We start from the raw sequence: 14,227 nt of genomic DNA, 5'->3' as shown, positions 1-14,227 counted from the left end.
CTCTCCATTCGAACAAGGTTCTTTATCTTATTGTTATTGCTAACAATATTGCCGTTTCTTGCCTATAAGTTTGCGGTGGACCTTCACCGCCTGCTCTTGAAAAACCAAGCCATTATCCAGCAACAAACCGTTGTCAACTTATCTTATATTCTGGAAAACCGTACCGACCTCTGGGCATTGCAGATTCAAGCCGGTAACCCCACCAGTCAATTGGCGCACCTCAACCTGGAAAAATCCGTGCTGTGGATTGTCAATGAATTCGGGCAGGCCACGTATGTCGTCGGCCGCTTACCCAATTACGACGAAAGCGCACAAAAAAACCGCGACCCCTTCAGCTTATTGGGCCACTTTTTGATTAAGACGTTTTCAACGATCATCCCCTACACCTTGCCCTACCCGTATCCGCAAAGCAAGACCCCGGAAATTGCCCTGATTCGCCAAGCCATCAACGGCCGAACCTTTCAGCAATACCGAATGAACCGCGACAATCAGCCGATTTCGTTGATGTCGGCGACACCTTTACGTTTGCAAAACAAAATCATCGGCGCGGCAGTGTTGGAACAAACCATGGACAGTCTGTTATCCGAATCGTTGAACTATTTTTATCGATTAATCGGTATCGGTGGCGTGGTGTTTCTACTGGTGATTTTGGGTGCGATTTTTTACACCGCCTCCCTCTCCAATCGCATTGTTCGTCTGGATAAGGACGTTAGCAACACCTTCGATAACTACGGCAAGGTCAACCAGCTTTCCTTCCCGGATACGCGCATTCGCGGGTATCATGACGAACTGTCCGATCTGCGCCACCACATTTACGAAATGCTCACGCAATTGTCATCCTATGAACGTTATCTGAAGCAGTTACCGCGCACCTTACGCCATGAAATCCATAATCCGTTAAACCGTCTATCGATGTCGCTGTCGCTGTTGGAAAAAGACGTGGAGCACAAACAGGTCCAATACTCCAAGCATGCCCTGGAACAGCTTAAACAAATCATTGCCTCCCTGTCCGAAGCCTCCAGCATCGAAGACAGTTTGCACTCTCAAACACCGGAAGCCTTTGACGTCGGCGAGATGCTCCAACATTATCTGGACAGCATTCGGGAAACCAACGACGCCAGTGAAATCGAAGTCGATTACCGCTTGAAAAATAATACCTTATTACTGGGTGATGGCTTCATGATTGAACAGATGATGGATAAGCTCATCAGCAATGCCAAAGACTTTAACGATCATCGTTCGCCCATTAAGATTTCCGCCCACCAAACCGACAAAGATGTGGTGATCTCGGTCCAGAACTCCGGACCGGCCCTACCAAACGGTTACGAAAAACAAATATTCGACGGCATGATGTCGATTCGGGAAGTGAACGCCGACGACCAAACCCACTTAGGACTAGGGCTGTTCATCGTTAAGCTAATCACGGATTTTCACAAAGGCAATGTCGAAGCCTATAACCTGTTTAACGCGGACGGCGAAGCTTACGGTGTGGAATTTCGGTTGGAGCTGCCGATTTATAAGGCTTAAATCGACAGCTTTAAAATCAGATAAAAACTTATCGAATGGAATCGTTGATGGATTTCAACACGGCCACCGGATCCGCCGCTTGAGTAATCGGTCGACCGACCACCAAATAACTCGAACCGGCTTCCATCGCCTGTGCCGGCGTCATGATACGGCGTTGGTCATCGCCGGCACTGTTGTTGGCCGGGCGGATGCCGGGCGTCACCAAGCAAAAGTCGTCACCCAACTGGCTACGAATGGCGCTGGCTTCTTGTGCAGAACAGACCACACCATCCAAACCGGATGATTTGGCCAGGCCTGCCAATCGCAAGACATTTTCTTTCGGTGTGCCGGGTAGCCCGATTTCCGCCAAGTCGGATTGCTCCATACTGGTCAGAACCGTCACGCCAATCAATAAAGGCGGCTGTTCACATTGCATCACGGCTTCCTTGGCGGCTTCCATCATGCGACGACCACCCAAAGCATGCACGTTCAGCATCCAAACGCCCAATTCCGCCGCCGCTTTACAAGCCATCGCTACGGTGTTGGGAATGTCATGGTATTTCAAATCCAAGAATACATCAAAGCCTTTGCCGACCAGTTTTTCCACCAACTGAGGTCCGCCGATGGCAAACAGTTCTTTTCCTACCTTCAACCGACACAGGTTCGGTTCCAATTGTTCAACAAATGAAAGCGCTAAGGATTCTTTTGGAAAATCCAACGCCACCACGACCTTGGGGTCGGAAGAAATCATATCAGTCATAAATTACTCGTAAATCAAAATAACGTAAAGGCTAGAAGACGGGCTTTTTTCAAGGTTTGGAAAGCATTTCAAGTGAGGTTGACGCATCAGCGCTTTCCGGTTGTTTTTTCTGCAAATCGAGAATGTCTTTTTTCAAACTGATGATTTCATCCATTTGTTTTTTATTGTTTTTTTCGGAACGTCTCAGTTCCCACTTTAACTTAATCAATTGTGAAAAGGCGTAAAAGCCCGCCAACAGCATACCGATAACCACGGCAATGGCCAATAATAATGAAAGCGGAATTTCGATTTGAGTCCAAAAAACATCGAATGGAACGATGGCTGGGTTAAGGACCCCTAAAATCAAACCGGCAGAAAGGAATAACAGCGTGATGATCAGTGAAAGAATTCGAGACATAAAAAAAGGCCACAATATTTTTTCAATATTGTAACCTTTTCATAATTGAGTTGAAATGATATTAACCGATAATATCGGTAAAATCCTTTGACTCATCCACACGATCCCGCAAGGATTTACCTGGCTTGAAGTGCGGCACACGTTTTGCAGTTAACTGGACTTTCTCTCCCGTTTTCGGGTTTCGGCCCATGCGTGCTTTTCGGTGATGGAGACTGAAACTTCCAAAGCCACGAATTTCAATTCTGTCGCCTTCTGATAAAGTGTCTATCATCGAGTCTAAGATTTGGTTGATCGCCAGTTCCACATCCTTTTGACTAAACTGAGTCTGCTTTCGGGCTATCAATTCAATTAATTCTGACTTCGTCATTGTAATTTGTCTCTTTCTTCATTCATTAAAAATGAATCGTTGTCCGGCCCAAGTACATAGACATACGGCCGGATTGAAAAGGCCGATTCAGGTGCAGAGCACCCGAATCTCACAACAATTACTCTTCAGAAGAAAGTTGACCTTTTAGCAAATCACCCAGAGTGTTTTGGGCTTGAGGTTGGTTTGCAGAATAGTCCTTGACGGCATTCGCTTCTTCTTGAGCCGCTTTGGCTTTAACAGAAAGCGATACGCTGCGGTTCTTACGATCCACATTCGTGATTTTCGCTTCAACGGAATCACCAACTTTCAAGACAGAGCTGGCATCACGCGTGTCTTCTTCCAGCTCGGAAGCACGAAGGTAACCTTCCACTTCTTCTGCCAAGTCGACAACCGCACCTTTCTCGTCAACGGATTTAACCGTACCGGTTACGATGCTGTTTTTACCGTTTTCAGCGACAAATTCACCGAATGGGTCTTGCTCAAGTTGTTTCAAACCAAGAGAGATACGCTCACGCTCAGGGTCGATAGACAAGATAACCGTTTCAAGCTCGTCGCCTTTTTTGAATTCGCGAACCGCTTCTTCACCAGACTGAGACCAAGAAATATCCGTCAAGTGAACCAAACCGTCGATGTTGCCATCCAAACCGATGAAAATACCGAAATCGGTGATCGATTTGATGCTGCCAGTGATTTTGTCACCTTTGGCGTGGGTTGCAGAGAACGCTTCCCAAGGGTTGACGGTACATTGCTTGATGGACAAGGAGATACGACGACGTTCTTGATCAACGTCCAAAATCTTAACTTTAACTTCCTGACCCAAGTGAACCACTTTGGATGGGTGGATGTTACGGTTAGTCCAATCCAGTTCAGATGTGTGAACCAAACCTTCAATACCGTCTTCGATCTCAATGAACGCACCGTAGTCGGTGATGTTCGCCACTTTACCCATGATTTCAGAACCAATCGGGTAACGCGCAACCATATCGGTCCATGGATCTTCTTGCAATTGTTTCATGCCTAGAGATACACGGTTCTTCTCACGGTCGAACTTCAATACCTTCACTTCAATCTCATCACCCACTTGGATGACTTCAGAAGGATGGTTTACACGACGCCAAGCCATGTCCGTGATGTGCAATAGACCGTCAATACCGCCTAGGTCGATGAACGCACCGTAGTCAGTTAGGTTTTTAACGATACCGTTCAATACAGAACCTTCTTCCATATTGGCCAGAAGCGCTTCACGCTCAACAGAGTTTTCAGCTTCAATAACGGCACGACGAGAAACGACAACGTTGTTACGTTTACGGTCAAGCTTGACCAGTTTCAATTCAACTTCTTTACCTTCCAAGAAGCCGAAGTCGCGAATTGGGCGGACATCCACAAGTGAACCCGGAAGGAATCCTCGAACACCTTCAACATCAACTGTAAGACCACCTTTAACTTTACCAGTAACCGTACCGGTAACGGTTTCGCTATCTTCAAGAGCCGCTTCCAAACGATCCCAAGTCTTAGCGCGTTTCGCTTTTTCACGAGAAAGACGTGTTTCACCGAAACCGTCTTCCAAAGTCTCAAGATAGACTTCAACGTCATCCCCGACAGCCACTTCCAGCTCACCGCTGGCATCTTCAAATTGGCTCTTAGGAATCGCTGACTCAGATTTCATACCTGCGTCAACCAAAACGGTTTCTTTATCGATACCAACAACTTTACCGATAATCAAAGAACCGGTTTGGAATTTGTCTTCTTGCAAAGACTGCTCAAATAATTCAGCGAAAGATAATTCACTCATGGATAATTTACCAAATTTTCATAGCCGTTCACTTCTTTCATATTGGGGTTTCCAGAAAGTTAACGGGTCCGTTATTAATATTGCCGACATCCCAACAAGTCAGCAAATCGTCAAAAAACAAAATCCCCATTCGTCAACCGAACGAGGATTTCAATAAAATCTTTTAATTCAATAAGTTAGATTATTTAAATGCTAACTTACTTGATTAACCCATGTTTCCATAATTGATCCATCGCCAATTTGCAGACCTCATCGATACTTAAATCGGTTGTATCGATTTCCAACGCATCGTCTGCCGGAACTAATGGAGAGGTCTTCCGAGTGCGGTCGCGCTCGTCCCTTTCCATAATGTCTTGAGTTATTTGGCGAATATTAACATCAACCCCTTGATTTTTCAACTGTTTAACTCGCCTTTTTGCTCTTTCTTCCGCCGAGGCCGTCAAAAACAGCTTAACCGGCGCATTCGGGAAGACCACTGTGCCCATATCTCGCCCGTCCGCAATCAAGCCAGGCGGTTGCGCATAGTCTTTTTGGCGCTTCAATAAGGCGGCGCGCACTTCCGGAATCGCCGCCACTTTAGACGCCATGGCCGCCACTTCTTCGGTGCGCACTTTGGCGGTAATGTCCTGGCCTTGGTACAGGATGCTGGTTTCGATAAACTCCACCGGCAGGTTTTCAGCCAATTCCACCAGGCCTGGTAGATTGTCCAACGCCAAGTCTTGATCGAGCACGCCGTACGCCAAGCTTCGATAAATGGCGCCGCTGTCCAGTAAGTGGAAGCCGGTTTTGCAACACAGGTATTGCGCCAAGGTGCCCTTTCCGACACCGCTTGGCCCATCCACCGTGACGATTGCTTCGGTTGTTTCCATATTAAGCCTCCTCAGCGACAACATGCATGCCGACCTGATTAATCAATTCAATGAACGTTGGAAAGGATGTATTGACGTTGGCGCAATCGTCCACGATCACATCCGACGCGGCGCGTAATCCGGCAACGGTTGCTGCCATGGAAATTCGGTGGTCATGGTGACTTAAAATCGGTGCGGATTGCGGTGCTTGTTGCCCCCCTTCGATAATCATGCCATCTTCGGTTGGCGTGGCTTGAATGCCAAGCGCGTTCAAAGCATCCGCCATTACCTGAATGCGGTCGGACTCCTTGACACGTAGCTCTTCGGCACCGGTCAACACGGTGCGCCCTTCGGCTGCGGAAGCCGCAACAAACAACACAGGGAATTCATCAATTGCCAAAGGGACCAAATGCGGCGGAATGTCGATCCCCTTCAATTTCGACGAACGGATTCGGATATCCGCCACCGGTTCGCCACCAACCGTCGCTTCGTTCTCAAGCGTAATATCGGCGCCCATCAGTTTGAGAATATCCAATACTCCGGTACGAGTCGGATTGATGCCGACATGCTCAATCATCAAATCGGCTTCTTCGGCAATCGCCGCCGCCACCATAAAGAAAGCCGCCGAAGAAATATCCGACGGAACATCGATATCGGACGCCGCCAAGGACTGACCGCCGGTGAGCGATACACGCGTTCGCATATCGTCCAGTTTTTCGGACACCACATCATAACCGAAACCGCGCAACATGCGTTCAGTATGATCCCGTGTCGGTGCCGGTTCCTCAACCGCGGTCTGCCCTTCTGCATAAAGTCCTGCCAACAGAACACAAGACTTCACCTGCGCACTCGCCATCGGTAACACATAATCAATCGGTTTCAACGGACCGCCGCGCTTGATTTTCAACGGTGGCGTCCCGCCGGCTTCGGTTTCGATTTCAGCGCCCATTTCCGCAAGCGGATCGGTCACCCGCTTCATCGGCCGTTTGGATAAGGAAGCATCGCCAACCAGTTCACATTCGAAATCCTGGCCCGCCAAAATCCCAGCCATCAAACGCATGGCCGTCCCGGAGTTCCCCATGTCCAACGGGTGAGTCGGTGCTTTCAAACCTTTCAGGCCCACACCGTGCACGGTGACACGGCCATTATCCGGCCCTTCAATCGCCACGCCCATGGCCTGAAACGCCTTCAAGGTCGCCAAGCTGTCTTCCCCTTCCAAAAAGCCGGTGATGTGAGTAGTGCCATCGGCAATGGCGCCGAGCATAATACTGCGGTGCGAAACCGATTTATCGCCCGGTACACGGATGCGCCCGTGAATTTTCCCGCCCGGACGGACTTTGAATTGAATGTTTTCTGACATAATCAACTTTCCTGAGGTTTACAAGCCCGCCGGTAAGACTTCCGGCGACTCGAACAATCTTAATTCCTTTTACGTTTTACGGCTTTGTCTGCGAGCCGTCTTTTATTTCGTTCGGCTTGACGATGTGTTCGTCCCTTGCCTGCTTGGCCTGCGCAAAATAATCATGAAGGCGTTGCCCGTCGCCGGAGCCGACCAATTCGGTCAAGGCTTGAATTTCGGCTTGATAATGATTCAACCACTTGACGATGGCGTCGCGGTTCGTCAAAGCGATGTCCCGCCACATGACCGCGTCACTGGAAGCGATGCGGGTAAAATCCCGGAAGCCACCCGCGGTATACTGAAACACATTGCCCAATTCTTCATGTTCATTCAGCAGATTAACCAATCCGAACGCCAACAAATGCGGTAAATGGCTGGTGGCGGCAAAGACTTCATCGTGAAAAGCGGGTGTCATTTCCGACACGCAGGCTCCCGTGGCTTGCCAAAGTTCGGTCAGTTCGGCCAAAGCGCCTTTATCGGTTTCCGCCGTTGGCGTCAAAATCACACGATGGTCGACAAACAGATTCTCACAAGCGGCTTCAACCCCGCTTTTTTCTTTACCGGCGATCGGATGCCCTGCCACAAAACGTTTGGGGATTCGCCCAAACGCGGCTTTCACGGCGTTTAAAACCGAGGTTTTCGCACTGCCGACATCGGTCAAAAGTGTCTCTTCCGACAAGAACGGTTGCATCTCTTTCAAGACCGCTTCCATCGCACCCAGCGGTACGGCCAAAACCACCACATCCGCGCCCTGAACCGCCTCTTGCAATGACAAGGTATATTGGTCGACGACGCCTAACTGCTGGGCTTTTTGCAGGCTTTCTTCACGTGTTCCATAACCCGTAACGTTTTTGACCAGGCCTGCCTTTTTAAGGGCCTTGGCCAAGGAGCCGCCAATCAGCCCCACTCCGATAATCGTTATATTATTCCATTGTTTCATTTCATTTTTATCCGTTGCCGTTTTGACCGTCTATTGCGTATTAGGCCGAACGACTTAAAATCTTTCGCAAAGCATCCATGAAATGGCTGTTTTCTTTTTGCAGCCCAATCGACACCCGCAAGAATTCAGCGAAAGTGCCTTGTTTGGCGACGGGGCGGACAATCACGCCTTCCGCCAACAGGGCTTGATTGACCTGTGGTGCGCTTTCACCCAATCGGACACAAATGAAATTACCTTGGGATGGGATATATTCCAAATCCATATCGTCGAAAAAGCGCATCAGACTGACCATGCCCTGCTGATTCAGTTCCACCGTTTTCTTGACGAAAGCCTGGTCGGTTAAGGCCGTCTGTGCGGCCACCTGCGCCAGATGGTTGATGTTGAATGGCTCACGAATCCGGTTAATGTAGCCAATCACTTCCGGGTGACCGACCATGTAACCGACCCGCAATGCGGCCAAACCATAGGCTTTTGAAAAGGTTCGCGAAACCAACAGGTTCGGATATGCATCCAGATAGTCAAGTCCATCTGCATAGTCCGGATCGGTCACGTATTCGGTATAGGCTTCATCCAGCACGACAATGACGTGCTTCGGTACTTTCTGGATAAAGTCTTCCCATTCGGTTTTTCCGAAAAAGGTGCCGGTCGGATTATTCGGATTGGCTAAATAAACCAGTTTGGTTCGCTCGGTAATCGCATCGGCCATGGCGGCCAAATCATGCCCCCAATCCTTCGCAGGGACTTCGACACCCGTCGCGCCGACCACCTGAGCGCTAATGGCATAGACGGCAAAAGCATACTGCGAATACACGATTTCATCACCCGAACCCGCAAACGCTCGAGCGGCCATTTCCAACAACTCATTCGAACCGTTGCCCAGCGCAATCTGCGACACATCACGCTGCAGAAAATCCGCCAGAGCTTGTTTCAGATAATAATTATTGCCGTCCGGATAACGTCCCAGATTCATCAGTTCCGACTGAATGGCTTTCACCACTTTCGGGCTACTGCCCAGTGGGTTTTCATTGGACGCCAATTTGGAGATGCGAAACAGGTTATGCTCGCGCTGCAATTCAGAAATCGGTTTCCCCGGCTGGTAAACTTCGATACGGTTGACGTGTGACAGGACCTGGTCGGAAAACAAAGGGTTGGACATATCGTAATCGCTTCAATTAGTTCAACGGGGAGACGGGAAAAGAGCCCAAGATTTTACAAAAGCTGGTTTTTTGTTGAACCTCTTGAATCGCCTCCGCGAGATTGGCGTCTTTTTGATGACCATCGACATCGATGAAAAACAAATAATCCCATTTGGTTTCCGTTGATGGAATCGACACGATGCGCGTCATACTGATATTGCGCGTGGCGAAACTCGATAACACATCCAACAAGGAGCCGGCCTTGTTGGGCATGGCCAACACCATCGCGGTTTTATCTTCACCGCTCGGTTCGGTCGCTTCGGAGCCGATGACCCAAAACTTGGTCGTATTATCCTTGCGGTCTTCGATGTGGGTTTCCAACACGTTCAAAGAGTACAATTGGGCCGCGGCTTCTGAAGCTATGGCACCCAAACTGGCATCCTGCTGTGCCATTTGTGCGGCCAGCGCATTGGATTCCACCGGTTCCAACGCAATACGAGGGGCATTGTTTTTCAACCACTGTTCACACTGTCCCAGCGCCTGTGGGTGGGCGACGATTTTTTCAATACCTTCCAACGAACTTTGTTGTGACAGCAGACAATGATGGATTTCCAAACCGACTTCACCGGAAATCTTTAACGGCGTGGTCACCAACTCGTTTTGGGTTTGCTTCACCACGCCTTCCGTGGAATTTTCAACCGGTACCAAACCATAATTGGCGTCGCCCTTTTCAACGATTTCAAAGACTTCTTCAATCGACGAAACCGCTAATGGATGCACCGACGAACCGAACTGTTTTATCACGCCGGCATGCGTAAAGCTGCCTTCCGGTCCAAGGTACGCGACCTTGATCGGTTGTTCCAACGCCAAACAAACCGACATAATTTCACGAAACAACCGCGCCATTTCATCATCGGGAATCAAGCTCTTATTGCGCGCTTTGACCGCACGCAAAACCTGTGCTTCCCGTTCCGGGCGGTAAAATACCGCTTCCACCTGGCCGCCTTTGGTTTTGATGTCCGCCACTTTCTGGGCACAGTCTGCACGGCGCGAAATCAATGCCTGAATCTCGGCATCGATTTGGTCGATTTCTTCTCGAATCTCGTTGAGTTGTTGTTTTTCTGTTTCGTCAATCATAAAGTCTTGTCGTTTTACTCAGGGCCGGCCGTTATCAGGCGTATTTCGCTTCAAAGTTTTTCATAAACTGCACCAATGCATCCACGCCTTCTTCCGGCATGGCGTTATAGATACTGGCACGCATACCGCCATAGGCTTTATGGCCTTTCAAACTCAACAGACCGGCGGCTTTCGATTCTTCCAGGAACGCCGCGTCCAAATCCGTATTTTTCAACTTGAAGGTCACATTCATCCAAGAGCGCACCGACGGGTCGACTTCGTTGTAGAAGAATTCCGAAGCATCAATCAAGTCATACAGTTTTTTCGATTTACGCTGATTGATTTCCCCCATGGCGTCAACTCCGCCCTGCTCTTTAATCCAGTCGAAGACCAGACCGGCCAAATACCAAGAGAAGGTCGCCGGTGTATTGAACATGGATTCGTTATCGTTGTAGGTTTGCCAATTCATCAGATTCGGAGTATCGGAACGCGCCTGTCCGATCAGGTCCTCGCGCACCACAACAATCGCCAAGCCTGCCGGGCCGATATTCTTTTGCGCACCGGCATAGATGACACCGTAATCGGAGACATTGATTGGACGGGAAAGAACCGTGGATGAAAAGTCGGAAATGATGGGCTTGTCGCTGATGGGAGCGGATTGATATTCCACACCGGTGATGGTTTCGTTCTGGCAAATATGCAAGTATTTGGCTTCAGGTGACAGTCGCCACGTTTCCGGAGCCGGAATGCTGTTTTCCGCTTTTGCGACTTCGTTCACATTGACATAACGAGAGGCTTCTTTAATGGCTTTTTGAGACCAAACACCGGTGTTGACGTAATCCACCACATCATCGGCTTCAGTTAGGTTCATCGGCACACCGGCAAACTGCAAAGAGGCGCCGCCGTGCACGAACAACACCTTATAATTGCTAGGAATGCCCATGATTTCACGTAAGGTGGCTTCCATATGGTGCGCCACTTCCATAAATTCCTTGCTACGGTGACTCATTTCCATCACCGACATGCCTGTATTATTCCAGTTTAAAAACTCCGCCTGCGCTTTACGCATCACAGCTTCCGGCAACATCGCAGGGCCGGCACTAAAATTAAATGCTCTCATTGTGTCTCTTTATTACATTGAACTTGGAATTGGGCCGATGAACCCGGCCCGATTTGATTGAACATTATTCCGTTGCAGTGTCTTCTCCAGCGTCCGATTCAGGCGCAGCATTCTCGACAGTTGTCTCATCCGCCGCCTCGTCGATGGCCTCCAACAGCTCTTCGTCCTGAACATCGACGACAGCCAAACCGACCACGACTTCACCTTTGCCGACGTTGATCAATTTCACACCCTGGGTATTACGTCCCACCACGGAAATTTCGGAAACGCGCGTACGCACCAAAGTCCCTTTATTGGTAATCAGCACCACTTCCTGTTCCGGTGTCACCGCGACCGACGACACCACATTACCGTTACGGTCGGAGGTCTTAATGGAAATGACCCCTTGTCCGCCACGATTGATGGTGGAGTAGTCGTCCACCGGCGTACATTTACCGTAACCGTGCTCGGTCGCGGTCAGAATCAATGTGTCTTGACGCGCCACCTGCATGCTGATAATTGACATATCGTCTTTCAGTTTCATGCCGCGCACACCACGTGCTTGGCGTCCCATGACACGGACGTCGTTTTCGTCGAAACGAATCGCTTTACCGATATTGCTGAACAACATAATATCCTGTTCGCCGTCAGTAATGGCGGTGCCGACCAATTCGTCGTCATCCAATAAATCAACGGCGATAATACCGTTGGCTCTTGGACGTGAAAAGTCCGCCAGCGCTACACGTTTCACGGTCGATTTCTTGGTCGCCATAAAGACATAATAACCGTCGGAGAATTCCGTCACCGGCAAGATGGAAGTGATGTACTCACCATCTTCCAATGGCAGGACATTCACAATTGGTTTCCCTTTCGAACCTCGGCTCGCCAAAGGTAACTGCCAGGTCTTCTGCCAATAAAGCTTGCCGCGGTTAGAGAAGCACAGCAACATATCGTGCGTGCTGGCCACCAGAATCTTACCGACCTGATCGTCTTCTTTCATTTGCGTGGCCGACTTGCCACGACCGCCCCGACGTTGTGCCTGGTAATCGGACAACGGCTGCGTTTTGATGTAACCGTCTTGCGACAAGGTGACAATACGGTCTTCGACCGCAATCAAATCTTCAGCGTCGATTTCTTGATACGAGTGGTCGATTTCAGTACGACGATCATCACCGAAGTTTTCGACCACTTCCAGCAATTCTTCACGTACCACTTCAGTTAAACGGTCCGGATTACGAAGAATCTCCAGGAACTCGGCGATTTTTTCGATCAACTCGCGGTATTCGTTTAGGATTTTATCCTGTTCCAAACCGGTCAAGCGGTGCAGACGCATTTCCAGAATGGCTTGCGCCTGAACTGGTGACAATTTATAAATTTCACCCTCGGCGCCAAAGCCAGCCGGCAAATCTTCAGGGCGCACATCGTCCATTTCGACGCGATCCAGTAGCTGCCCGACATTGCCGATTGGCCAGTCGCGCTCCAACATACGCTCTTTCGCAACCGACGGGCTTGGTGACGACTTAATCAACTCGATCATTTCGTCGATATTGTTCAACGCCAGCGCCAAGCCTTCCAAGATATGCGCTTTTTCACGCGCTTTGCGCAAGTCGAAAATCGTGCGACGCGTCACCACTTCACGACGATGGCGAATAAAGGCTTCCAGCACGTCTTTCAGGTTCAGCAGTTTCGGCTGGCCGTCCATCAACGCCACCATATTGATGCCGAAAACGGTTTGCAACGCGGTCTGCTTATAGAGATTGTTAATCAGAACTTCCGGGACTTCACCACGACGTACCTCAATCACGATACGCATACCGTCCTTGTCGGACTCGTCTCGCAGTGCGGTGATGCCGTCAATTTTTTTCTCTTTGACCAGTTCGGCAATACGCTCGATCAGTTTGGCTTTATTGACCTGATACGGGATTTCATGAACGATGATGGAAGCCTTGCCACTCTTATCGGTTTCGACACTGGTTTTGGCGCGCATTTGCACACGACCGCGACCGGTTTCATAGGCTTCTCGAATTCCCTTGGTACCGTTAATAATCCCGTAAGTCGGGAAATCCGGTCCCGGTAGATACTCCATCAGCCCAGGAATATCCAACTCAGGATTATCAATCAGAGCCACGCAGGCATTGACGGTTTCGTTTAGGTTGTGCGGCGGGATATTGGTCGCCATCCCCACCGCAATCCCAGAAGAACCGTTGACCAGCAAATTCGGAACTCGTGTCGGCAAAACGTCCGGTTCGGTCTCAGAACCGTCGTAGTTCGGAGTGAAGTCGACGGTTTCTTTTTCCAGATCCGCCAGTAATTCATGTGCGATTTTGGCCATTCGAACTTCGGTATAACGCATCGCGGCCGGCGCGTCCCCGTCGATTGAGCCGAAATTCCCCTGTCCATCCACCAGCATGTAACGCAACGAGAAAGGTTGCGCCATACGCACAATGGTGTCGTACACCGCCGTATCGCCATGCGGATGGTATTTACCAATCACATCCCCAACGATACGTGCCGATTTCTTGTAAGGCTTATTCCAGGAGTTCCCCAATTCGTTCATCGCATAAAGCACGCGACGGTGAACCGGCTTCAGACCGTCTCGAACATCCGGCAAGGCTCGCCCTACAATAACGCTCATCGCATAGCTGAGATAAGATTGTTTCATCTCATCTTCTAATGAGATCGGAAGAATTTCTCTTGCAAAATCAGACATAGAATCACAGTTTTCTTTTTAGTTGACATTAGCTAAGCATTATAACCCAAAAAAAGGCCTTTCCTCTAGGTTTTATGCGTCCTGTCGGCAATCGAGGCGCAATTGACCTTTCCCAGCCATTCATCAGGGTTTATGCGATTTTTCATTCACCAATTTA

12 protein-coding genes are annotated in these 14,227 nt (G+C 49.4%); 1 reads left to right on the top strand and 11 read right to left on the bottom strand.

The annotated features are described in order from the left end of the window. Window positions 1–75 precede the first annotated feature (75 nt). Complete coding sequence (locus tag EPV75_RS06615; protein WP_225972267.1) at window positions 76–1,527, top strand: ATP-binding protein; 1,452 nt, start codon at window positions 76–78, stop codon at window positions 1,525–1,527. Window positions 1,528–1,555: 28 nt separating this feature from the next. On the opposite strand, the gene pyrF is transcribed toward EPV75_RS06615, so the two are convergent. The 11 genes from pyrF to gyrA form a co-directional block, all read right to left on the bottom strand. After that, entirely contained in the window at window positions 1,556–2,266 is a 711-nt protein-coding gene (gene pyrF / locus EPV75_RS06610; RefSeq protein ID WP_128384869.1) for an orotidine-5'-phosphate decarboxylase, read from the bottom strand. 49 nt (window positions 2,267–2,315) lie between these two features. Beyond that, the gene (locus EPV75_RS06605; protein WP_128384868.1) at window positions 2,316–2,663 is read right to left on the bottom strand and encodes a LapA family protein; all 348 of its coding nucleotides are present in this window, start codon (window positions 2,661–2,663) and stop codon (window positions 2,316–2,318) included. A gap of 61 nt (window positions 2,664–2,724) precedes the next feature. Continuing rightward, window positions 2,725–3,030, bottom strand: a complete 306-nt coding sequence (locus EPV75_RS06600; protein WP_029938106.1) for an integration host factor subunit beta — start codon at window positions 3,028–3,030, stop codon at window positions 2,725–2,727. 118 nt (window positions 3,031–3,148) lie between these two features. Then, the gene (gene rpsA, locus EPV75_RS06595) at window positions 3,149–4,822 is read right to left on the bottom strand and encodes a 30S ribosomal protein S1 (RefSeq protein WP_128384867.1); all 1,674 of its coding nucleotides are present in this window, start codon (window positions 4,820–4,822) and stop codon (window positions 3,149–3,151) included. Window positions 4,823–5,019: 197 nt separating this feature from the next. Continuing rightward, complete coding sequence (gene cmk, locus EPV75_RS06590; protein WP_029938104.1) at window positions 5,020–5,691, bottom strand: (d)CMP kinase; 672 nt, start codon at window positions 5,689–5,691, stop codon at window positions 5,020–5,022. A gap of 1 nt (window position 5,692) precedes the next feature. After that, complete coding sequence (gene aroA, locus EPV75_RS06585; RefSeq protein ID WP_128384866.1) at window positions 5,693–7,030, bottom strand: 3-phosphoshikimate 1-carboxyvinyltransferase; 1,338 nt, start codon at window positions 7,028–7,030, stop codon at window positions 5,693–5,695. 76 nt (window positions 7,031–7,106) lie between these two features. Beyond that, on the bottom strand, window positions 7,107–8,009 hold the full coding sequence (locus EPV75_RS06580; protein ID WP_128384865.1) for a prephenate dehydrogenase: 903 nt from the start codon (window positions 8,007–8,009) through the stop codon (window positions 7,107–7,109). A 40-nt stretch (window positions 8,010–8,049) separates the two neighbouring features. Next, window positions 8,050–9,165 carry a histidinol-phosphate transaminase gene (gene hisC / locus EPV75_RS06575; protein ID WP_128384864.1) on the bottom strand — a complete coding sequence of 372 codons (1,116 nt, stop codon included), beginning with the start codon at window positions 9,163–9,165 and terminating at the stop codon, window positions 8,050–8,052. Window positions 9,166–9,181: 16 nt separating this feature from the next. Continuing rightward, the gene (pheA, locus tag EPV75_RS06570) at window positions 9,182–10,282 is read right to left on the bottom strand and encodes a prephenate dehydratase (protein ID WP_128384863.1); all 1,101 of its coding nucleotides are present in this window, start codon (window positions 10,280–10,282) and stop codon (window positions 9,182–9,184) included. 34 nt (window positions 10,283–10,316) lie between these two features. Continuing rightward, entirely contained in the window at window positions 10,317–11,381 is a 1,065-nt protein-coding gene (gene serC / locus EPV75_RS06565; RefSeq protein WP_128384862.1) for a 3-phosphoserine/phosphohydroxythreonine transaminase, read from the bottom strand. A 64-nt stretch (window positions 11,382–11,445) separates the two neighbouring features. After that, the gene (gene gyrA, locus EPV75_RS06560; RefSeq protein ID WP_128384861.1) at window positions 11,446–14,070 is read right to left on the bottom strand and encodes a DNA gyrase subunit A; all 2,625 of its coding nucleotides are present in this window, start codon (window positions 14,068–14,070) and stop codon (window positions 11,446–11,448) included. Between the last annotated feature and the right edge of the window lie 157 nt (window positions 14,071–14,227).

This window comes from Hydrogenovibrio thermophilus (genome assembly GCF_004028275.1).
GTDB classification, from domain to species: Bacteria; Pseudomonadota; Gammaproteobacteria; order Thiomicrospirales; family Thiomicrospiraceae; genus Hydrogenovibrio; species Hydrogenovibrio thermophilus.
Note: the sequence above shows the minus strand (reverse complement) of the source record. Positions and strands in the feature narration are given on the sequence as shown.